This is a genomic window from Agromyces sp. NPDC058104 (assembly GCF_042884835.1).
Classification (GTDB): Bacteria; Actinomycetota; Actinomycetes; order Actinomycetales; family Microbacteriaceae; genus Agromyces.
The window spans coordinates 1,394,423-1,414,973 of the sequence record NZ_JBHVTD010000001.1 but is presented as its reverse complement, the minus strand read 5'-3'; the positions used below and the strand labels follow the sequence as shown (position 1 = coordinate 1,414,973).

Here is a 20,551-nt window from a genome sequence, read left to right as displayed (position 1 = left end):
AGAGCGTGAGCCGCATCGAGACCGCACTGGACGGACGACGCGCGCGAGGCGACGCCTCGCGGCGAGTCGTGCTCGGTCATGCGGTCGACCTCGCCTCGATCGAAGGGCTCGACCAGCTCTCGATCGGGCGCATCGCGATCGCCGCGAACGTCAGCAAATCGAGCATCGCCACCCTCTTCGGCAGCAAGGAGCGACTGCAGCTCGCCGCCGTCGACGCCGCGCGCGACCGCTTCACCGCCACCGTCATCGAGCCTGCCCGGGTGAAGCCCCGCGGACTCGCCCGTGTCGTCGCACTGCTCGACCGCGTCGTCGCCTACTCCCAGGAGCGCGTGTTCCCCGGCGGCTGCTTCTTCTCGGCTGCGGCCGCCGACTTCCACGCCAAGCCCGGCGTCGTCCGCGACGCGATCACCGGGCAGCTCGACGAGTGGCTCGGCTACCTCGCCGTCTCGGTCGGCTACGCCGCCGCGGCCGGCGAGCTCGACGGCGTCGTCGACGTCGACGGTGCCGAGCAGTTCGCCTTCGAGGTGCAGGGCATCTTCGAATGGATGAACCAGCTCGCCGTGATCCGAGATTCCGACGAGCCGTACGTACGCGCCCGGCGCGCGTTCCGCGCGCGACTGGTCGCGCTCGGCGCGCCGGCCGAGGTCGCCGATCTCGTGCTCGAGCCGGGCGCCGCGCTGCGCTGACGTGGGAAGCGCCTGCGGGCGACGCGCGAGCGCGGATCGGCTTTCAGGAGAAGGTGCGCTGCGCAGGACGATTCGAGTGAATCGGTCCTGAGGAGCGGACCATTTCCTGAAACGGTGGGGGCGCCGCTCGGGCCGGGCGCCGCTCGGGCGGGGCGTCGCTCGGGTGGGGGCGCCGCTCGGGCGCGCCGACCGGGGCTACTCGCCCTGGGGCGCGAGCGCCGCCACGAGCGGGTGGTCGTATGCGAGCGCACCCGTCTTCGCCGCGCCGCCGGGCGAGCCGAGCGGCGGCACGCCGCCGGGGGTCACCTCGAAGAACTCGACGTTCGCCTTGTAGTAGTCGGCCCACTCGTCGGGCAGGTCGTCCTCGTAGTAGATCGCCTCGACGGGGCACACGGGCTCGCACGCCCCGCAGTCGACGCACTCGTCGGGGTGGATGTACAGCGAGCGCTCGCCCTCGTAGATGCAGTCGACCGGGCACTCGTCGATGCACGCCCGGTCCTTCACATCGACGCAGGGCAGCGCGATGACGTACGTCACGAGAGTGCGAGCGCGCCGTCGCGCGAGATCGACACCTGCTCCTCGCGGGGCACGACCTTGACGCGCTCGCGCACGACGCCCGCGTACTGCTCGGGCGCCTCGAACGCCTCGCCGAGACCGCGCTCGTGCGCGTCGAGTCCGAGCCACCCCTGCCAGGTCGTGTACTCGACGCCGCGCGCGGCGAGCAGTTCGAAGATCTCCTCGCCGTCGGCCGCGTCGACCACGGGCGCGGTGAGCACGCCGTCGTTCGCGTCGGCGACGAGGTTCGTGATCGTCTCGAGCGCGTCGCCCTTGGTGTGGCCGATGAGGCCGACGGGGCCGCGCTTGATCCAGCCGGTCGCGTAGATTCCGGGAATCGGTGCGCCCGAGGCATCCAGCACCCGGCCGCCCTCGTTGGGGATGACCGCGGCCTTCTCGTCGAAGGGCACGTCGCGGATCGGCGAGCTCGCGTAGCCGACCGCGCGGTAGACCGCCTGCACGGGGTAGTCGACGAACTCGCCGGTGCCCTCGACCGTGCCGTCGCCGACCGGTCGGGTGAGCTCGAAGCGGATGTTCTCGACCCGCCCGTCGCCCGAGATCTCGACCGGGGCGTGCAGGAAGTGCAGGTGCAGGCGGCGCGACGCCGTGCCCTGGCCGGTCGAGCCGGGCGAGGTGCGCCAGCCGTTGAGCGTGCGGGTCATGACCTTGACCTGGTTGTTCGAGGCGTGCAGCGCCTCGGCGTGGGCGTCGCCCTCCGCACGCTCGAAGTCGGCGTCGTAGACCACGATGTCGACGTCGGGCACCTCGCCGAGCTCCCGCAGCTCGATCGGCGTGAACTTCACGTGTCCGGGGCCGCGGCGTCCGAAGACGTGCACGTCGGTCACGGGCGAGGCCTCGAGGCCGGCGACGACGTTGGCCGGGACATCCGTGGAGAGCAGGTCCTTCGGGTGCTTCGCGAGCACCCGCGCGACGTCGAGCGCGACGTTGCCGTTGCCGATGACCGCGATCGACTGCGCCTCGAGCGGCCAGGTGCGCGGCACGTCGGGGTGGCCGTCGTACCAGGCGACGAAGTCGGCGGCGCCGTACGAGCCGGGCAGCTCGATGCCCGGAATGGCGAGGGGGGCGTCGCGCAGCGCGCCCGTCGCGAAGATCACCGCGTCGTAGCGTTCGGCCAGCTCGCCGACCTCGAGGTCGCGACCGACCTCGACGTTGCCGATGAGTCGGATGTCGCCCGCGTCGAGCATCTCGTGCAGCGAGTTGACGATGCCCTTGATACGGGGGTGGTCGGGGGCGACGCCGTAGCGGATCAGCCCGTAGGGGGCCGGCAGCGACTCGAAGAGGTCGATCGCGACCTCGCCGCCCTGTTCTGCGACCTGGCGGCGGAGGATGTTGCCGGCGTAGATGCCGGCGGGGCCGGCGCCCACGATCGCGACGCGGAGGGAACGGGTCATTGCTGCGATGCCTTTCGAGTTGTGCTGGGGGAGAGCGCCTCGGGCGCGTACGGGCTCAGGGTCACGACGTCGCCGACGACGACCACTGCGGGCGAGCGGATGCCACGGCGTGCCGCCTGCAGTGCGATCGAGTCGAGCGTGCCGATGGTGACGCGCTGGTTCTCGCCGTATCCATCTTCGACGATCGCGACTGGGCATTCGCCCCCGCGCTCGCCGCGGGCGAGGGTGATCGCCGAGTTCGCGAGGGTGCCGATGCCCATGAGCAGCACGACGGTGTGGTCGCGACCGCCGCCGAGCGCCCGGATCTGCTCGTGCCCGGTGACGACCGTGAACGTCGTCGCGAGGCCGCGGTGGGTCAGCGGGATGCCCGCGATCGCGGGCACCGAGATCGCGCTGGTGATGCCGGGCACCACCTCGACGGCGATGCCGGCGTCGCGGCAGAAGGCGAGCTCCTCGCCGCCACGGCCGAAGATGAACGGGTCGCCGCCCTTCAGCCGCACGACCCGCTTGCCGTCGCGGGCGAGCGACACGAGCAGCGCGTTGATCGCGTCCTGCGGCACGGCGTGGTGGCCGGGCTGCTTGCCGACGTCGACGACCTCGGCGCGCAGCTCGACGCCGTCCGCCGCGAGGCCGTCGAGCACGCCCCTGGCGCCGAGCCGGTCGGCGACGACCACGTCGGCCGCCTCGAGCGCGCGCAGCCCGCGGATGGTGAGCAGCCCGGCGTCGCCCGGTCCGGCGCCGACGAGGGTGACGTGTCCGACGGTCATCGTGAGGCTCCCTGCAGCAGGCCCCGGCGGCGGAGCATCCGGCGCTCGAGGGGCGCGAAGAACACGAGCTCGATGAGGATGCCGATGGCGAGGATCACGAGGATCGTCGCGAGCACGGCGGAGATGTCGGCGAGCTCGCGGCTCTGGTCGAGCATCGACCCGAGCCCGAAGCCGATCGTGCCGCCCATCGCGATGATCTCGGCGGCCATGAGGGAGCGCCACGAGAACGCCCAGCCCTGCTTGAGCCCCGCGACGTAGCCGGGGAGTGCGGCGGGCAGCACGACGAGCGTCGCGAGGCGTCCCGGTCCTGCGCCGAGCACCGTGCCCACCCGCCGCAGTTGCGGCGGCACCTGCTCGACGCCCGAGATCAGTCCGTTCACGATCGAGGGCACGGCGCCCATCAGCACCACGAAGTAGACGGTCGCGTCGCTGAGCCCGAACCAGAGGATGGCGGCGGGCACCCAGGCGACCGAGGGCAGCACCTGCAGGCCCGAGATGATCGGGCCGACGGCGCGGCGCAGCGGCTTCACTTCGGCGAGCAGGAGTCCGAGCGGGGTGCCGACGACGACGGCGATGACGAAGCCGAAGACGCCGCGCTCGAGGCTCGTCGCCACGGCGAGCTGCAGGCGGCCCGACTCCCAGGCCTGCCCGAGCGCCGCGGCGACGTCGAGCGGTCCCGGCACGATGTCGGGTCGCGGCTGCGCGATGACGACGTAGAGCTGCCACGCGACGATGAGCACGACGACGAAGAGGATGGGCGGCAGCACGCTGCGCGTGAAGACCTTCCAGGGGCCGGGGCGTTCGTCGGCGTCGGTCTGGAGGCGGTCGAGGCCGGCCTCCAGCGCGCGGAGCTCGTCGTGCCGGGACGGCGCGCCCTCGCGGGCGCCGGGCAGGTCGAGGAGGGAGGTGTCATGCGGCATTTCGGCGGATCTCCTTCCGCAGCTCGGCGGTGATCTCGACGGAGAGCGCCGCCACCTCGGGCGATTCGATGCGCCGGCCCTCGGCGGCGTCGATGCGCCACTCGCCGGCGACCCGGCCGGGCCGGCTCGAGAGCAGCACGATGCGCTGCCCGAGCCGCGCCGCCTCGCGCACGTTGTGCGTGACGAAGACGATGGTGCGACCGGTCAGGCGCCAGACGCGCTCGAGCTCCTCGTGCAGCAGGTCCCGCGTGATCGCGTCGAGCGAGGCGAACGGCTCGTCCATCAGCAGCACGGGGCGGTCCTGCGCGAGGGCGCGGGCGAGTGCGACGCGCTGGCGCATGCCGCCCGAGAGCTCGTGGGGGCGCTTCGCCGAGGCATCCGCGAGGTTGACGGTCGCGAGCAGCTCGAGCGCCTGCGCCCTGCGCTCGGCGCGCCCGACCCCGCGGAGGCGGAGCGCGAGCTCGACGTTCTGCGCGGCGGTGAGCCACGGCATGAGCGCCGACTCCTGGAACATCACGGCGGCGCCCTCGGGCGGCGTCGTGATGCTGCCGGTCGTCGGCCTGTCGAGCCCGGCGATGAGGTTCAGCAGCGTCGACTTGCCGCAGCCCGAGGCGCCGAGCAGGCAGACGAACTCACCCGCCGCGACGTCGAGGTTCACGTCGTCGAGCACGATCGGGCCGGCGCCGAAGCGCTTGCCGAGGTGCTCGATGCGGATGGCCGCCTGCCCGCTCATGCGACTACTCCTCGCCGAGGCCGCCCGAGGAGACGGGCTCCTCGCCGGCCTCCTCGCGCAGCTCGTTCAGGATGCGGAGGTCGAACAGCCCGTCGATCGAGCCGTCCTTCTGGGTGCCGGCCTCGAGGCCGTTCGCGACGAGGTCGGCGAACGTCTCGGCGTGCGGGTCGACCGAGAAGACGACGTGCTCGAGGGCGCGGTCGATGACCGCGTCGGCGAGCGGCTTGCCCGTCTCGGCCTCGATGCCCGCGTTGATCACGCCGGCGGCTTCATCGGGGTTGTCGGCGAGCCAGGCGACGGATGCCTCGTGCCCCTCGAGGAGCGCCTTCACCGTCTCGGGGTGCTCGGCGAGGAACTCGGCCCGCACGAGCAGCACCGTCGTCGGGAAGGCGCCGTCGTCCCACAGCTCCGCCTCGTCGACGAGCACGTGCGCGCCCGCGTCGACGATGAGCCGCGATACCCAGGGCTCGGGCAGCCACGCGCCGTCGAGCTCGCCCTGCTGGAACAGGGTGAGCGTCTGCGCGTTCTCGGTCGGCGTGATGTGCACGTCGCCGCCGCCCTGCGTGTCGGTCTCGAAGCCCTCGTCGGCGAGCCAGGCGCGCAGCGCGACGTCCTGCGTGTTGCCGAGCTGGGGCGTGGCGAGGGTGGTGCCCTCGAGGTCGTCGATCGTGTCGATGCCGTCGCGCACGACGAGCGCGGCGCCGCCGGTCGCGGCACCCGCGACGATGTGCGCCGACTGGCCGCCCGACTGGATGAAGGTGTTGATCGACGGGTTCGGGCCGATGTACGTCGCGTCGATCGCGCCGGCCGAGAGCGCCTCGATCGCGGCGGGACCGGCGTTGAACACCGAGGTGGTGAGCTCGGTGTCGCCGAGCGCGTCCTGCAGCAGCCCCTCCTCGAGCCCGACGATGGCGGGCGCGTGGGTGACGTTCGCGAAGTAGCCGAGTCGGAGCTCGGCGGCGGGCGAGGTGCTCGCCTCCGCCTCGTCGTTCGGAGACGCGCCCGCGGCGGCGGAGCAACCGGCGAGCATCATCGCCGCCACTCCAAGTGCGGTGATCGTCAGGGCCTTGCTGATGGTGCTGGTGGTGCTGTTCACGGTTGTCGCCTCCTTACGGATCGGTTGGTGCCTACTGTTCGGTGATGCCGGCGGCCAGGGTGCGGCCGTCGGACGGATGGATGACGAGGAAGGACCCGGCGTGCCGGTTCTCGCCGTACGGCTCGAGGGGGAGGTCGGCGGCGACGCGGATCGTCGCCCGTCCGATGTCGTTCACCTCGAGCGAGGTCGCGGGCACGTGCTCGAGGGTGTCGAGGTCGCGCTTCGCGTCGATGGAGGCCACGAGCCCCTGCACGGTCGTGGTGCCGTGCTTCACGAGCACGCGGGTGCCGGGGGCGAGGGCGCGAGGGTCGAGCTGGAACAGCTCGGCCTCGAACTCCCGCCGTGCCTCGGGCAGGGTGCCCGCGGCCGCGATGACCGCACCACGGGCGGCGTCGATCTCGTCGGCGAGGCGCAGGGCGACCGATTGGGGTGCGACCGCCTCGTCGAGGGATGCCCCGGCCTGGTCGATGCCCGTGACGGTGGTCTCGATGCCCGCGGGGAACACCGTGACCCGGTCGCCGACGCGCACGCGCCCCGAGCCGATTCGACCGGCGAAGGCCCGGTAGTCGCGGAACGACTCGGCCCGCTCGGGGTCGCCTGCGACCTCGGGCGCGAGGCCGCCCTGCGGGCGCAGCACGAGCTGCACGGGCAGGCGGAACGGGTCGTACTCGGTGTCGAGCTCGTCGTGCGAGGGCAGCGACTCGAGCAGCTCGAGGAGGGCCGGCCCGTCGTACCACGCCGTGTTCGGCGAGCGGTCGACGATGTTGTCGCCCTCGAGGGCTGAGACGGGCAGCACGTGCACGCCGTCGATGCCGAGCTCGCCGGTGACGCGGCGCACCTCGGCCGCGACCGCCTCAAAGGCGCCCCGGTCGTAGCCCAGGAGGTCGATCTTGTTGACCGCGACGATGACGTGCGGCACGCGCAGCAGCGCGACGACCGAGAGATGCCTGCGGGTCTGCTCGAGCACGCCCTTGCGGGCATCGATGAGCACGACGACGGCGTCGGCCGTCGTCGCGCCCGTGACCATGTTGCGCGTGTACTGCACGTGGCCGGGGCAGTCGGCGAGGATGAAGCTGCGCGCGCCCGTCGAGAAGTAGCGGTACGCGACGTCGATCGTGATGCCCTGCTCGCGCTCGGCGCGCAGGCCGTCGGTGAGCAGCGCGAAGTCGAAGCCCGTGCCGGCGCCGAAGCCGCGCTCGGCCGAGGTGCGGGCAACGGCCTCGAGCTGGTCGGCGAGGATCGCCTTCGAGTCGTGCAGCAGCCGGCCGACGAGGGTCGACTTGCCGTCGTCGACGGAGCCCGCCGTCGCGAAGCGGAAGAGCGTGCTCGGGGCCGTGATCGTCTCGCTCATCAGAAGTACCCGTCCTTCTTGCGGTCCTCCATGGCGGCCTCCGAGATGCGGTCGTCGGCCCGGGTCGCGCCGCGCTCGGTCAGGGTCGACTGCGCGACCTCGCGCACGACGGCCGTCACGTCCGCGGCATCCGATTCGACCGCGCCGGTGCAGCTCATGTCGCCGACCGTGCGGTACCTGACGGTGCGCAGCTCGACCTGCTCGTCGGGGCGGGGCTGCGAGACCTCGCCGACCGCGCGCCACATGCCGTCGCGGCGGAACACCTCGCGCTCGTGCGCGTAGTAGAGCGGCGGCAGCTCGATGCCCTCCCGCTCGATGTAGCTCCACACGTCGAGCTCGGTCCAGTTCGAGATCGGGAAGGCGCGCACGTGCTGGCCGGGGGTGTGCCGGCCGTTGTAGAGGCTCCAGAGCTCGGGGCGCTGGTTGCGCGGGTCCCACTGGCCGAACTCGTCGCGCAGCGAGATGATGCGCTCCTTGGCGCGGGCCTTGTCCTCGTCGCGGCGGGCGCCGCCGAAGACGGCGTCGTGCTTGCCCGCGGCGATCGCGTCGAGCAGCGGCTGCGTCTGCAGCGGGTTGCGGGTGCCGTCGGCGCGCTCCTGCAGGCGGCCGTCGTCGAGGTACTCCTGCACGAGCGCGACCTCGAGTCGCAGGCCGAGTCGCTCGACGGTCGCATCGCGGAAGGCGAGCACCTCGGGGAAGTTGTGGCCGGTGTCGACGTGCAGCACCGGGAACGGCACGCGACCCGGCCAGAAGGCCTTGGCCGCGAGGTGCAGCACGACGACCGAGTCCTTGCCGCCGGAGAAGAGCAGCACGGGCCGCTCGAACTCGGCGACGACCTCCCGGATGATGTGGATCGCCTCGGCCTCGAGCAGGTCGAGCGTGTCGAGCGCCGTCGCGGGGGCGGTCAGTACGTCGGTCATAGGTGCAACCCGCATTCCGTCTTGTCGAGGCCCGACCAGCGGCCGGATCGGGGGTCTGCGCCCGCGGCGACGGGCTTCGTGCACGGCTCGCAGCCGATCGAGGGGTAGCCCTCGCTGAGCAGCGGGTTCACCGTCACGCCGAACGCGCCGGCGTAGTCGATGAGGTCGTCGAAGCTCCATGCCGCGAGCGGATTGACCTTCACGAGGCCGTTGCGCTCGTCCCACGTGACGAGGGGCGTGTTCGTGCGGGTGGGCGCCTCGTCGCGGCGTACGCCCGTGAACCAGAGCTCGTAGCCCGCGAGCGAACGCTGCAGGGGCTCGACCTTGCGCATCGCGCAGCACGCGCCGGCGTCGCGGGCGAAGAGGTCCTTGCCGTACTTGGCATCCTGTTCGGCGACAGTGAGCTCGGGCAGCACGTCGACGATGCGCACGTCGAGCGAGGCGGCGACGCGATCGCGCGTCTCGATGGTCTTCTGGAAGTGGTACCCCGTGTCGAGGAAGAGCACGTCGACCCCCGGCAGCGACTGCGCGACGACGTGCGGCAGCACGGCATCGGCCATCGAGCAGGCGACGGCCGCGGCATCCACGGCGAACTCACGCGCCACCCAGGCGACGACTTGGTGGGCGGATGCCTCGCCGTCGGCGAGGCTCCGGAGCTCGGCGTTGCCCGCCTCGGCGAGGGCGCGCAGCTCGGCGTGCGAGCGCTTCGCACGTGAGGAGGTCGTCGTGGGGCCGAGGTTGCGGGCGCTCATCGCAGTTCGTCCTCGTCGGCGCGGTGGGCCCATTCGGCGAAGGTCTCGTCGACCGAGGCATCCCGCTGCGCGAGGAAGCGGCGCACGACGGTCTCGACGTAGTCGGCGAGGCCGTCGGCGGTGACCTTGAGGCCGCGGACCGTGCGGCCGGTGCCGGCCTCCTCGCGAGTGGCCGAGGCGAGTCCGCCGCCGAGGTGCACCTGGAAGCCCGGCGTCTGGCCGCCGTCGCCGTCGGGCAGCAGCTGGCCCTTGAGGCCGATGTCGGCGGTCTGGATGCGGGCGCACGAGTTCGGGCAGCCGTTGACGTGCAGGCTGATCGGGTGCGGCAGCTCGATGCCGGCGAGGCGCTCCTCCAGGGCGATGACGGCCTCGGTCGCGGTCTGCTTGGTCTCGACGATCGCGAGCTTGCAGAACTCGATGCCGGTGCACGCGATGGTGCCCCGGCGGAACAGGCTCGGGCGGGCCTGCAGGCCGAGTGCGTCGAGCTCTGCGACGACCTGCTCGACGTGCTGCTCCTCGATGTCGAGCAGCACGAGCTTCTGGTGCGGCGTCGTACGCAGGCGCCCCGAGCCGACGCGCTCGAGCAGCTCGGCGAGACGGGTGAGCGTCGTGCCCGAGATGCGGCCGACGAAGGGCGTGACGCCGATGTAGAAGCGGCCGTCGTGCTGGCGGTGCACGCCGACGTGGTCGCCCTGGGTGAGCGGCTTGGGAGCCGCGGGACCGTCGGGCAGCGGGGCGTCGAGGTACTCGGTCTCGAGCACCTGGCGGAACTTCTCGGCGCCCCAGTCGGCGACCAGGAACTTCAGGCGCGCCCGGTTGCGGAGGCGTCGGTAACCGTAGTCGCGGAAGATCGCGGTGACGCCGTACCAGACGTCGGCGACCCGGTCGGGGGTGACGAAGGCGCCGAGCCGCACCGCCAGGTGCGCGTTCGTCGAGAGGCCGCCGCCGACCCACACGTCGTAGCCGATGCCGAGCTCGGGGTGCTCGACGCCGACGAACGCGACGTCGTTGATCTCGTGCACGACGTCCTGGCTGGGGTGGCCGGTGATCGCCGACTTGAACTTGCGCGGCAGGTTGGCGAGCTCGGGGTCGCCGATGTACTTCTGCTGGATCTCGAAGATCTGCGGCGTCGGGTCGATGAGCTCGTCGGCGGCGATGCCCGCGACGGGGGAGCCGAGGATGACACGGGGCACGTCGCCGCAGGCCTCGGTCGTCGAGAGGTCGACGGCCTCGAGGCGGCGCCAGATCTCGGGCACGTCCTCGACGCGGATCCAGTGCAGCTGGATGTTCTGGCGGTCGGTGAGGTCTGCGGTGTCGCGCGCGAACTCGGTCGAGATCTCGCCGATGACGCGCAGCTGCTCGGTCGTGAGCTGGCCGCCGTCGATGCGCACCCGCAGCATGAAGAACTCGTCCTCGAGCTCGTGCGGCTCGAGCGTCGCGGTCTTGCCGCCGTCGATGCCGGGCTTGCGCTGCGTGTAGAGACCCCACCAGCGGAAGCGCCCGTGGAGGTCGGTGCCGTCGATGCTCTGGAAGCCGCCGGCCGCGTAGACGTTCTCGATGCGCTCGCGGACGGCGAGGCCGCCGTCGTCCTGCTTCCACTGCTCGTTGGCGTTGAGGGGCTCGGTGCCGTCGACCTTCCACTGGCCGTTGGGGCGGTTCGCGCCGGGGCGGGCCGGCCGGCCCTCGGGGCGCGCGGGGCGTTCGGCGCGGCCGTCGGCACGCGGCGCGCGGGTCGTCTCGCTCAGCGTCACGGCTGCCTCCCGGGGGTCTGGATCACGACGGATGCCCCGTCGCTGAGCCGACGCTAGGCGAGGGATGCTCGTGCGGCACGTTCGTGACGGCGGCCCCCGTCACGTTGCGTCACCGGCGGTCGCACGGCGCCGCATTGCGTCACATGCTTGACATCGGGTTCGCGGGCGGGGCTCCCGCCCGAGGCATCCCGCCCGCTATCGTGAGCGCATGCCGACCGCCGCTGGTACCGGAATGCCCCTGCGGGACTCCCGCATCCACCGCTACGTGAACGCGTTCTGCCCGCGGTGCCACGAGGAGGATCCCGAGCGGCCGCTCGCCGACGTGGCCCGGCTCTCGGGCTGGTTGGCGATCCGCGACGGCCGGGTGTGGCTCGACCGCGGCTGCCCGACGCACGGGCTCGTGAGCACGATGTACGACGAGTCGCCCGAGATCCTGACCTACCTCGAGCAGTGGACGGCGCCGACGAAGGTGCACACGCCCGACCTCGCGGGCAACTTCAAGCCCGTGCCCTCGGCGTACGAGGACGGGCTGCCCGAGATGCAGACGCAGCACACGTGCATCCTCCTCGAAGACCTCACCGACCACTGCAACCTGCGCTGCCCGACGTGCTTCGCCGAGTCGGGGCCCGCCGCCACCGCGATCGCGCCGCTCGCCGAGGTGCTCGCCTCGGTCGACGCGAAGCTCGCGCGCGAGAACGACCGCATCGACGTGCTCATGCTCTCGGGCGGCGAGCCGACGCTCTACCCCTGGCTCGAGCAGTTGCTCGACCACCTCGTCGCACGTCCCATCGTGCGCATCCTGCTCAACTCGAACGGCCTCCGCATCGCGCAGGACGACGCCCTCGTGGAGACGCTCAAGAAGCACCGCGAGCGCGTCGAGGTCTACCTGCAGTTCGACGGGGAGAGCGCGCAGGCGTCGGCGTACCACCGCGGCGCCGACATCCGCCGCTTCAAGGACCGCGCGCTCGAGCGGCTGTCGGAGGCGGGCGTCTTCACGACCCTCACGATGACCGCGGCCCTCGGGGTCAACGACGGCGAGATCGGCGCGGTGATTCGCCGTGCGATGCGGACCCCCTTCGTCGGCGGCGTCACCATCCAGCCCGTGTTCGGCTCGGGCCGCTCGGCGGGCATCGACCCGAACGACCGGCTCACGCACACGGGCGTCCTCGCCCGGCTCGAGGCGCAGACCGACGGCGAGGTCACCTGGCGCGACCTCACCGCCCTGCCGTGCAGCCACCCGCACTGCTGCTCGGTCGGCTACCTGCTGAAAGACGACTCGGGTTCGTGGAACTCGCTCACCGCGCTCGTCGGGCACGACCGCTTGAAGGAGTTCCTCGACCTCAACCCCGACCTCATCGCGAACCGCATCGCCGACAGCAACATCAACCAGGCGTTGAAAGACAGCGTCAAGCAGTCGCTGCTCGACCTCCTGAGCGAGCAGTCGTCGCTCTCGCACCCGTCGATCGGCACGCTCTGGAAGGACATCTGCACGGGCTGCGACCTCGGCATCGGCACGCTCACCCAGCTCGCGACCTCGGCGCTGCCCGGCCAGCACAAGCGGCTGCGGCGGTTCCTCGGCGAACGCGTCAAGCGCATCACCGTGAAGCCCTTCATGGACATCAACACGATGATCGAGGAGCGGCTCACGCAGTGCTGCGTGCACGTCGCGACCGTCAACGCCGAGACCTCGGCTCACCAGTGCGCGCCGTTCTGCGCGGTGCAGGCGTGGGCGCCGCTCGGGCGCACCCGCATCTCGACGGCGACGGGCGAGGCGGCCCTCACGGGCGGCCGGCGCGAGCTGCCGGTGACGGTGGCGTAGGGGGGCGCATGGGCGACGCATCGGGCGGCAACGGCATCGGGGCGGCGGATGCCTCGGGCTCGAACCCGTTCGCGGGGCTCAACCGCTTCGACGAGACGGTCGGCGCACCCCCGGCGCCCGCGCCGTACGATCCGCTGCGCCTCTGCGTCTTCACGACGATCGCCCTCATCACCTGCGTGCTCGGCCCGATCGCGCTCGCCGTGTTCGCGGGCATCGCGATCGCCGGCTACGCGAAGGCGCGACGGGCCGGTCTCCTGCGCTCGAAGTGCAAGCTGGGCGACACGCGCAACGTGCTCGCCTACCTCATCGTCGTTGAGGTGCTCGCGCTCGTCGCCATCCCCTTCTGGGTCATGCTCTGGGCTGTGATGTTCGCCGGGATCGGGGCCTGATCGCATGTTCCCGACGCTGCCCGATCTCCTCGGCTGGGGCCCGCCGATCGACACGCACTCGTTCTTCGTGGCGCTCGCCATGCTCGCGGCGGGGCTCGTCTTCGTCGTCGAGTCGCGCCGCCGCGGGCAGACCGATGCGCGCGTCGCGGCGCTTGTGCTCGGCGCGCTCGCCGGGGCCGCGATCTTCTCGCGCCTCGGCACCTGGGTGCGGCACCTCGACCCCTCGCAGAACCTCGACCTCGTCACCCAGCTCACGCAGGGCAACGCCTCGGTGCTGAGCGCCCTCGTCGGCGCGTGGCTCGGCGTGCACGTCGCGAAGCGGCTCGTGAAGTATCCGCTGCGCACGGGCGACCTCTTCGCCCCCGCCGTCGCGCTCGCCATGGCGATCGGCCGGTTCGGATGCCTCTTCACCGAGCTGCCCGGAACGCCGACCGGCGCCGGCTGGGGCATCGTGCTCGACGAGGCCGCCGCCGCCCGCGTCGGCGGGCCGGCCCGCGTGCCGCTGCACCCGAGCTTCGTGTACGAGATCGTCTTCCAGGCGGTCGCCTTCGTCGCGCTGTGGTTCTGGCTGCGGCACCGGCCGATCGCCGCGGGCGAGACGCTCACGATCTACATCGCGGCCTACGCGATCTTCCGCTTCTTCGTCGAGTTCGTGCGGGGCAACGAGGTCGCATGGATGGGCCTCACGCGTCCGCAACTGTTCCTGCTGGTGACGATTCCGCTGCTGCTGGCCCGCCTCGCCTGGAAGGCGTCGCGCGGCCGGCTGACCGCGAACCGAGAGAGGATGGCCGTCGATGGTGCCCGATCCTGAAGAGCCCACGCCCGAGGAGCCCACGCCCGAAGAGCCGGGGCCCGAAGTGCCGACGCCCGACGAGCGGACATCCGAGGGGCCCACGGGCTCGTCGGTCGAGCCTCCGCTCAGCGAGCCCGAGGCGTCGCGCGAGCCGGCGGCGACCCCGGCGGTGCCGTCACCTCCGCCACCCCCGCCGGTGCCTCCTGCGATCCCGCCGTACGGCCCGGCGACTCCGCCCCCCTACGGATCACCGGAGGCGACCGCCGCGGCCGCCGCGAAGCCCGGCCTCGGCATCGGCGCCGGGATCGGCGTCGGCGTCGGCATCGGCTGCGGCGCGCACGTCGTGGCGATCCTGCTGATGCTCGCGACGCTCATGCTCGGCGGCATGTTCGGCTCGACGGCGATCGGCCTCATCTGGCCGTTCCTGCTCGTCGCGATCGCGGCGATCGTGATGCTCTTCTTCGTGAAGACGCGCGGCATCGCGATCGGCATGCTCATCGTCGCGGCGGCGGCCTGGATCGTCGTGCTCGGCCCGTGCCTCGGCATGTCCTACGTCTGATCGGCCGCTACCCGGTTGCCGTCGCGGCGGCGTACCGGTCGAGCACGATCTCGACGAGTTCGGCCGGGGCGGGCGAATCGGGCACGAGCAGCGGTTCGGTGACGACGTCGGCTCCGGCGGCCTCGGCGAGGTCCTGGAAGTACCCGGGGGCCAGCAGGTAGCTCGCGACGACGACGCGTGCGCCCGGAACATCCGTCCTCGCGAGCGCGACCGCCTCGTGCAGCAGGGGCGCGGCCGCCGAGAGGAAGCCGATGCGGATGTCGCGCCCCGTCGCCGCGGCGAGGCGCTCGCGCATGTCGTGGCAGTCGCGCACCGCCCGCGCGTCGCTCGATCCCGCGACCGAGAGCACGACGAGGTCGTCGTCGCGGACGCCCGCCTCGTGGAGCCGTCGCGCGAGCACGGTCGCGAGCCGGTCGTCGGGCCCGAGCGCACCCCCGAGCACGACGGCTCGGTCCGCGGTCGCCGCGACGGCCTCCGTGAGGTCGACGTGCACGTGGTACCCGGCCGACAGCAGCAGCGGCACGACGACGGCGGGCTCGCCGGGGGCGAGCGATGCGAGGGCCGCCGGCACGTCGGGCTGCTCGACGTCGACGTGCCCGAGGCGCGCGGCGGGCGTCGCGTCCGGATGCTTCGTCGCGAGCGCCGCGGCCACCGCGTCGTGGAGCCCGCGCACCGCCCGGCGCCCGTCGGGCGAGGAGGTGCCGTGCGAGATGCCGACCAGGGCGGGAGCGGATGCCGTCATCGCACCATCGTCGCAAACGCCGGGGCATCCGGGCCGGTCGATTCCGATTCGTGACGAGCGATCCCGACGCGGATCCGCCGATCCGCCCGGCCTGTTGCCGGGCGGAGGGGGCTCCGGCTCGATACCGTTCTCTCGTATCCGTTGTCATGGGGGTGTGTCGATGAGTGAACAGGTGGCCGTCGCGTCGGGCTGGAAGCGCTTCTGGGAGCGCGGCGGGTGGTGGCGTGCGGTGCTGCTCGCGGCCGTGTACGTCGCGCTCTACCTCGCCACCGGCAAGCTGGTCGGGCTGCTCTTCGGCTCGCAGATCGACGACGGGGACCCGCTCGCCGACGTGCCGACGATCCTCTTCGGCACCGCCCTGGCGATCGTCGTCGGCTCGGCGATCCTGCTGCTGTTCTCCGGTTCGCTCGGATGGCTTCGGGAGTTGTTCGGACGCCAGCCGATCGGCGGCAGCTGGTGGATGTGGATCGCGCCGGCCATCGTGCTCGCCGCCGCGCTGCTGCGGATCTTCGGCACGGACTACGGTCGCTACTCGGTCGGCGTGGTGATCGCGATCTACCTCACCGGACTGTGCATCGGCTTCGCCGAGGAGCTGCTCACCCGAGGCCTCGCGGTGAACCTGCTGCGCAAGGGCGGGTACTCGGAGCGCGTCGTGATGCTGCTGTCGTCGCTCATCTTCTCGCTGCTGCACTCGGTGAACCTGCTGACCGGGCAGCCGCCGCTCACCGTGCTCGCCACGATGGGCTTCACCTTCGTCTTCGGCGTCGCGATGTACCTCACGCTCCGGGTCACCGGCAGCCTGATCTGGCCGATCCTGCTGCACGCGATCACGGACCCCTCCACGATGCTCGCCGTCGGCGGTCTCGACGAGGTGCACGGTTCGGTGAACGAGCTCGCGACCCTCGCCGGCCTGTCGACCTACCTCTACGCCCTCCTCGCGATCATCGCGATCTTCCTCGTGCGCGGGCGGGTCGGCCGGAAGGATGCCGTTCCCGGTCTCGCGACGCCGCAGGGCATCGGCTCGGCGTCGTGATCACGACGTCGCGCGGCGCCGTCGCCCCGATGGAGGGGTGAGCGCGGCAGCGCGCCCGCACATCGGCATGGCGACCGTCCTGTTCTGCCCGGTGACCTTCAACCTCGCCGAGACGACCCGCATGATCCAGGTCGCGCGGGCGCTCGACCCCGCGCACCGGGCGGTGTTCCAGGGCTACGAGGCCGACTTCGTCGACCTCGTCCGCGACGCGGGGTTCGAGTACCGTGCCGGCACGCCCGCCTGGAGCCGCGCCGAGCGCGACCAGGCGATCGCGTTCGACCAGGGTCGCTCGTTCCGCAGCCCGTTCACGCGGAAGCTCGTCGGCGCGAGGGTGGAGCTCGAGCGGCGAACGATCCGCGAGCTCGGTGCTGCTGCGGTGGTGACGGGGTCGAATCTCACCTCGTTCATCTCGGCGCGCGCCGAGGGGGTGCCGCTCTTCTACCCGGTGCCGTTCCCGCTCACCCGGCCGCAGGTCGCGCAGACGAGGCGGATGGGCTTCGTGACCGGGTCCGGGCGCATGGCGAGAGCCGCCGATCGCGTCGCCACGGCCGCGTTCCGATGGATCTACAACTCGGCACCGCTCGCGCCGCGCGCGTTCACGAGCGTCGCGAAGGCGAACGGGGTGCCGCCGCTGCGCACCGTCTCGAGCCTGCTCACGGCCGACCGCAACCTCGTCACCGAGATGCCGTGGGAGATGGAGGGCTTCGAGCTGCCCGACGGGTTCGAGCTCGTCGGGCCGATCTTCGCCCACCTCGACGCACCGCTGCCCGAGATCGTCGGCGAGCTCGCGTCGGCGCCCGAGCCGCTCGTCTACCTCGGGCTCGGCTCGTCGGCCGACCGACGGCTCGCGCTCGCCGCGGCCGAGGCGCTCGGCGGGCTGCCGGTGAACGCCGTCGCCCCGATCGGCCACTACCTCGAGCCGGGCGACCGGGTGCCGCCCAACGTGCACGTCACGCCGCTGCTGCCGGCGCACCGGCTCGGCGGGCTCGTCGACGCCGCCGTGCTGCACGGCGGCCAGGGCACGGTGCAGACCGCGTGCGCGACGGGCGTGCCGTTCGTCGGCATGGGGTTGCAGCCCGAGCAGACGTGGCACGTGCGCGCCTGCGAGCGTCGCGGCAACGCGATCGCGGTCTCGCCGAAGCACGTCGGCCGCCCCGAGTTCGTCGCGGCGGTGCGGCGCGTGCTCGACGACCCGGCGATCCGCACGGCGGCCGACGAGGTGCGGCGGGCCTACGAGGGGGCCGACGGGGCCGCGGCCTCTGCGAGCCTCATCGAGGCGGCGGTCGCCGGCCGGCCCTGAGGACGGCTCGCGCGGATGCGCCGCCACGTGATGCGCGACGTTCGCCGCTACGCCTCGAACACGAGCGCGAGCGAGGTGTCGCCGCACGGCACGACCGTCGCGCCGCCCGGCAGCGCCGAGCTCTCGCCCGGGGCGCTCCCCTCGCGCTCACGGAGGGGCGCGAGTGCGCCCGCGAGCCCGTCGAGGCGCAGCAGGGCGCCGGTCGCGCGGTGCGAGTCGGTCGAGGTGACGATGCGCCCCGACGCGTTCACGAGGGTGCACGGATGCCCCGACTCGCGGACGACCGGCAGCAGCACCCGTTCGAGGCTCGCCACGTACAGGTCGGTGCCGACGACGCCGGCCATCTCGCCCGCCGCGCGCACCGGAGTGGTGATGGTCACCGTGTAGTCGTCGGTGCAGAGGTAGTCGACGTACGGGCCGGTGAGGTGACGCGTGCCGGTGCGAGCGGGAACCCGCCACCACTCGAGCACGGTGTAGTCGCGGAACTGCTCGGCGTCGGGGTCGCTGACCGCGTCGAGGCGCCGCAGCCCGGGCTGATCGCCCGCACCGAACGTGTTCGCGCCGCTGAGCCACCAGGCCAGGTGCCAGGGCGCGTCGGCGAGGTAGCCGGGTGCAGCGACGAATCCGGCACCCGTGATGAGGCTGCCCGGTGCTTCGAGCGGCGGGCCGACGAGCTCGGCGATGCGGGGATCGAGTCGTTCGGCGCTCGGGGTGGCGACGGAGAGGAGGTCGGCCTCGATGCGGTCGCGCCAGCCGTCGATCATCGCGAAGACGGGGTCGATGGTCGAGGCGATGCGCGCAGCGATCTGCAGCGCGGTGACGTCGACGGTGACGGTCATGGCCTCGGTCCTTTCTGTGGGGGACGGTGAGGGGGAGGAGGGTTCGGAGAACGAGGGGTGGAGGAGCGGGTCGCGGAGCGGACGGTGCGATCGGCTGCCGTCGAGGAGCGTGGCGGCGAGGCTACGGCAGCGGTGCCGGGGTCTCGAGGCGGGCCTTCTCGTCGATGAGCCACTCGACCGCCGACTCGATGTGGGCGGTGGTCGCGCGACGTGCGTCATCGGGATCGACCGAGCGGATCGCCTGGATCACATCGAGCCTCGCCTTCCTGCTGCGGTCACGATACGCCTGTTCCCGCATGCACAGCCAGAGCAATGGGCCGGCCTCCGCCTGGAGGCGCAGTTCTTCGTGCACGAGCCTCGGCGACTGGCTGACCGCCGCGATCTCGAGCTGGAACCGGCCGATCGCCCTGCGGGCGCCCCCCGCCGAGGTGAGATCGGCCCGGGCGTCGATGTCGGCGAGGCTCCCGAGGTCGTCGTCGCTCGCGCGGTCGGCGGCCACCTCCGCCGCCATTCCGGCGATCGCGGCGTAGTGCAGGGAGAGGTCGCGCAACTCGATCCGGCTGAGCGCCCGCACCCGCTGGTCGAGCATGCGCACTGCGGCGTCGCGGTCGTGCGTCACGAAGCTGCCGCCGTCGCGGCCCCGGCGCGTGAGCACGAGTCCCTTGTCGCGGAGTGCGACGAGCGCCTCGCGGGCGGTGACGACCGCGACGCCGAGACGCTTCGCGAGCTCGGATTCGCTCGGCAGCCGCTCGCCGTCGCGGAGCACGCCGGCGACGATCGCATCGGTGAGCCGCTGCTCGACGAGCTCGGCGCGCCCGGCGCCGTCGAGCGGTGAGAACACGACCGCGTGGGTGGCGTCGGCACGGCTGGTCGCCTGTGGCATCCGACCTCCTGTGCTCGTCCCGCTGCGGATCTGTGACACGACCGTAACACGGGGGGCTGGACATTTACATCTGGAGTCATATGATTTGGAACTGACGAACATCTGGAACCAGATGTTTGAACGTCGTCAGCATCGAAGGAGATGTCATGACCCAAGCGCAGCCGGCGATCCGGCTCACCGGGCTCACGAAGGAGTTCGGCGCCGTCACCGCCGTCGACCACGTCGACCTCGAGATCGCCGCCGGCGAGTTCTTCTCGATGCTCGGCCCCTCGGGCTCGGGCAAGACCACGGTGCTGCGACTCATCGCCGGATTCGAGCAGCCGAGCGACGGCGCGATCGAGCTGTTCGGCGAGGATGTCACGAAGCGCGCCCCGTTCGACCGCGACGTGAACACGGTGTTCCAGGATTACGCGCTGTTCCCGCACATGAGCGTGCTCGACAACGTGGCGTACGGCCTGCGCGTGCGCGGGCTCGGCAAGAAGGAGCGCAACGAGCGCGCACGACGGGCGCTCGCGAGCGTGCGGCTCGAGCAGATGGCCGACCGCAAGCCCTCGCAGCTCTCGGGCGGCCAGCGGCAGCGCGTCGCGCTCGCCCGAGCCACCGTCGTCGAGCCGAAGGTGCTGCTGCTGGACGAGCCGCTCGGGGCCCTCGACCTGAAGCTCCGCGAGCAGATGCAGGTCGAGCTCAAGCAGATCCAGCGCGAGCTCGGCATCACCTTCATCTTCGTCACCCACGACCAGGAGGAGGCGCTCACCCTCTCGGACCGCATCGCCGTCTTCAACGCCGGCCGCATCGAGCAGCTCGGCACGCCCGCCGAGCTCTACGAGCGGCCCGTCTCGCGCTTCGTCGCCGACTTCGTCGGCACCTCGAACCTCTTCGACCCCGAGCACTCGCGCGCGCTGCTCGAGCGCGAGGGCCACCACTCCCTGCGCCCCGAGAAGATGACGGTCAGCGCCGAGGGGCAGCACGGCGAGGGCGTGCGGAACGCCGCCGGCACCGTCGTCGAGGCGATCTACCTCGGCAGCGGCGTGCGGCTCGTCGTCGATCTCGACGCCGGCCCGCGCGTGAGCGTGCTCGAGCAGAACGTCCGCGGCCGCGTGCACGACGACGAGCACGGCGACCGGGTCGTCGTCTCGTGGCACGACGGCGACGTGGTCGCCGTCGACGGCGCCGTCGCCGGCCCCCAGAACCCGACGCCGACCGCGTCGATCGGCGCGATGCTCCCCGGCACCGCCGGCTGAGGCATCCCGA

Annotated in this window: 21 protein-coding genes; 8 read left to right on the top strand and 13 right to left on the bottom strand. The window is 72.2% G+C overall.

Annotation, left to right across the window (positions count from 1 at the left end; genetic code table 11):
• The first annotated feature begins 5 nt into the window (after positions 1-5).
• Complete coding sequence (locus tag ACFVTH_RS06710; RefSeq protein ID WP_387088102.1) at positions 6-686, top strand: TetR/AcrR family transcriptional regulator; 681 nt, start codon at positions 6-8, stop codon at positions 684-686.
• 195 nt (positions 687-881) lie between these two features.
• Here the strand turns inward: ACFVTH_RS06710 and fdxA are convergent, their stop codons facing one another.
• From fdxA to ACFVTH_RS06660, 10 genes are read right to left on the bottom strand one after another with little or no spacing between them, the layout of a single operon-like run.
• Positions 882-1,223 carry a ferredoxin gene (gene fdxA / locus ACFVTH_RS06705; RefSeq protein ID WP_157423705.1) on the bottom strand — a complete coding sequence of 114 codons (342 nt, stop codon included), beginning with the start codon at positions 1,221-1,223 and terminating at the stop codon, positions 882-884.
• Positions 1,220-2,653 carry an FAD-dependent oxidoreductase gene (locus tag ACFVTH_RS06700; RefSeq protein WP_387088099.1) on the bottom strand — a complete coding sequence of 478 codons (1,434 nt, stop codon included), beginning with the start codon at positions 2,651-2,653 and terminating at the stop codon, positions 1,220-1,222. The genes fdxA and ACFVTH_RS06700 overlap by 4 nt, the downstream gene beginning before the upstream one ends.
• A complete protein-coding gene (gene cobA, locus ACFVTH_RS06695; protein WP_387088096.1) occupies positions 2,650-3,420 on the bottom strand; it encodes a uroporphyrinogen-III C-methyltransferase in 771 nt (256 codons plus the stop codon). The genes ACFVTH_RS06700 and cobA overlap by 4 nt, the downstream gene beginning before the upstream one ends.
• Complete coding sequence (locus ACFVTH_RS06690) at positions 3,417-4,340, bottom strand: ABC transporter permease (protein ID WP_387088093.1); 924 nt, start codon at positions 4,338-4,340, stop codon at positions 3,417-3,419. Before ACFVTH_RS06690 ends, cobA begins: the two co-directional genes overlap by 4 nt.
• Positions 4,330-5,073, bottom strand: coding sequence for an ABC transporter ATP-binding protein (locus ACFVTH_RS06685; protein ID WP_387088091.1), 744 nt, complete (start codon positions 5,071-5,073; stop codon positions 4,330-4,332). The genes ACFVTH_RS06690 and ACFVTH_RS06685 overlap by 11 nt, the downstream gene beginning before the upstream one ends.
• Positions 5,074-5,077: 4 nt before the next feature.
• Complete coding sequence (locus tag ACFVTH_RS06680; RefSeq protein ID WP_387088088.1) at positions 5,078-6,169, bottom strand: ABC transporter substrate-binding protein; 1,092 nt, start codon at positions 6,167-6,169, stop codon at positions 5,078-5,080.
• 31 nt (positions 6,170-6,200) lie between these two features.
• Entirely contained in the window at positions 6,201-7,520 is a 1,320-nt protein-coding gene (locus tag ACFVTH_RS06675) for a sulfate adenylyltransferase subunit 1 (RefSeq protein WP_387088085.1), read from the bottom strand.
• Positions 7,520-8,440 carry a sulfate adenylyltransferase subunit CysD gene (gene cysD, locus ACFVTH_RS06670; RefSeq protein WP_387088082.1) on the bottom strand — a complete coding sequence of 307 codons (921 nt, stop codon included), beginning with the start codon at positions 8,438-8,440 and terminating at the stop codon, positions 7,520-7,522. The genes ACFVTH_RS06675 and cysD overlap by 1 nt, the downstream gene beginning before the upstream one ends.
• Complete coding sequence (locus tag ACFVTH_RS06665) at positions 8,437-9,192, bottom strand: phosphoadenylyl-sulfate reductase (protein ID WP_387088079.1); 756 nt, start codon at positions 9,190-9,192, stop codon at positions 8,437-8,439. Before ACFVTH_RS06665 ends, cysD begins: the two co-directional genes overlap by 4 nt.
• Positions 9,189-10,937 (bottom strand): nitrite/sulfite reductase, encoded by a 1,749-nt coding sequence (locus ACFVTH_RS06660; protein ID WP_387088769.1) that lies wholly within the window; start codon positions 10,935-10,937, stop codon positions 9,189-9,191. The genes ACFVTH_RS06665 and ACFVTH_RS06660 overlap by 4 nt, the downstream gene beginning before the upstream one ends.
• Before the next feature lie 214 nt (positions 10,938-11,151).
• Between ACFVTH_RS06660 and ACFVTH_RS06655 the strand changes: the two genes are divergently transcribed.
• Genes ACFVTH_RS06655 through ACFVTH_RS06640 form a run of 4 tightly spaced genes read left to right on the top strand, consistent with a single transcriptional unit; the run spans position 11,152 to position 14,503 of the window.
• The gene (locus ACFVTH_RS06655) at positions 11,152-12,762 is read left to right on the top strand and encodes a radical SAM protein (protein WP_387088075.1); all 1,611 of its coding nucleotides are present in this window, start codon (positions 11,152-11,154) and stop codon (positions 12,760-12,762) included.
• A gap of 8 nt (positions 12,763-12,770) precedes the next feature.
• Complete coding sequence (locus ACFVTH_RS06650; RefSeq protein ID WP_387088073.1) at positions 12,771-13,151, top strand: hypothetical protein; 381 nt, start codon at positions 12,771-12,773, stop codon at positions 13,149-13,151.
• A 4-nt stretch (positions 13,152-13,155) separates the two neighbouring features.
• The gene (locus ACFVTH_RS06645; protein ID WP_387088069.1) at positions 13,156-13,962 is read left to right on the top strand and encodes a prolipoprotein diacylglyceryl transferase; all 807 of its coding nucleotides are present in this window, start codon (positions 13,156-13,158) and stop codon (positions 13,960-13,962) included.
• Positions 13,946-14,503, top strand: coding sequence for a hypothetical protein (locus ACFVTH_RS06640; RefSeq protein ID WP_387088066.1), 558 nt, complete (start codon positions 13,946-13,948; stop codon positions 14,501-14,503). The genes ACFVTH_RS06645 and ACFVTH_RS06640 overlap by 17 nt, the downstream gene beginning before the upstream one ends.
• A gap of 7 nt (positions 14,504-14,510) precedes the next feature.
• Here the strand turns inward: ACFVTH_RS06640 and ACFVTH_RS06635 are convergent, their stop codons facing one another.
• Positions 14,511-15,245 (bottom strand): sirohydrochlorin chelatase, encoded by a 735-nt coding sequence (locus ACFVTH_RS06635; protein ID WP_387088063.1) that lies wholly within the window; start codon positions 15,243-15,245, stop codon positions 14,511-14,513.
• 160 nt (positions 15,246-15,405) lie between these two features.
• Between ACFVTH_RS06635 and ACFVTH_RS06630 the strand changes: the two genes are divergently transcribed.
• Complete coding sequence (locus ACFVTH_RS06630) at positions 15,406-16,278, top strand: type II CAAX prenyl endopeptidase Rce1 family protein (RefSeq protein WP_387088060.1); 873 nt, start codon at positions 15,406-15,408, stop codon at positions 16,276-16,278.
• A gap of 37 nt (positions 16,279-16,315) precedes the next feature.
• A complete protein-coding gene (locus ACFVTH_RS06625) occupies positions 16,316-17,578 on the top strand; it encodes a glycosyltransferase (RefSeq protein ID WP_387088058.1) in 1,263 nt (420 codons plus the stop codon).
• Between the two features lie 47 nt (positions 17,579-17,625).
• Here the strand turns inward: ACFVTH_RS06625 and ACFVTH_RS06620 are convergent, their stop codons facing one another.
• Together ACFVTH_RS06620 and ACFVTH_RS06615 are read right to left on the bottom strand one after the other, a co-directional pair.
• Positions 17,626-18,417: a cache domain-containing protein gene (locus tag ACFVTH_RS06620; RefSeq protein ID WP_387088055.1), complete on the bottom strand. Its 792-nt coding sequence runs from the start codon at positions 18,415-18,417 to the stop codon at positions 17,626-17,628.
• A gap of 121 nt (positions 18,418-18,538) precedes the next feature.
• Positions 18,539-19,300: a FadR/GntR family transcriptional regulator gene (locus ACFVTH_RS06615; RefSeq protein ID WP_387088052.1), complete on the bottom strand. Its 762-nt coding sequence runs from the start codon at positions 19,298-19,300 to the stop codon at positions 18,539-18,541.
• Between the two features lie 146 nt (positions 19,301-19,446).
• Here ACFVTH_RS06615 and ACFVTH_RS06610 point away from each other — a divergent pair, with 146 nt between their 5' ends.
• Entirely contained in the window at positions 19,447-20,541 is a 1,095-nt protein-coding gene (locus ACFVTH_RS06610) for an ABC transporter ATP-binding protein (protein WP_387088049.1), read from the top strand.
• Positions 20,542-20,551 lie beyond the last annotated feature (10 nt).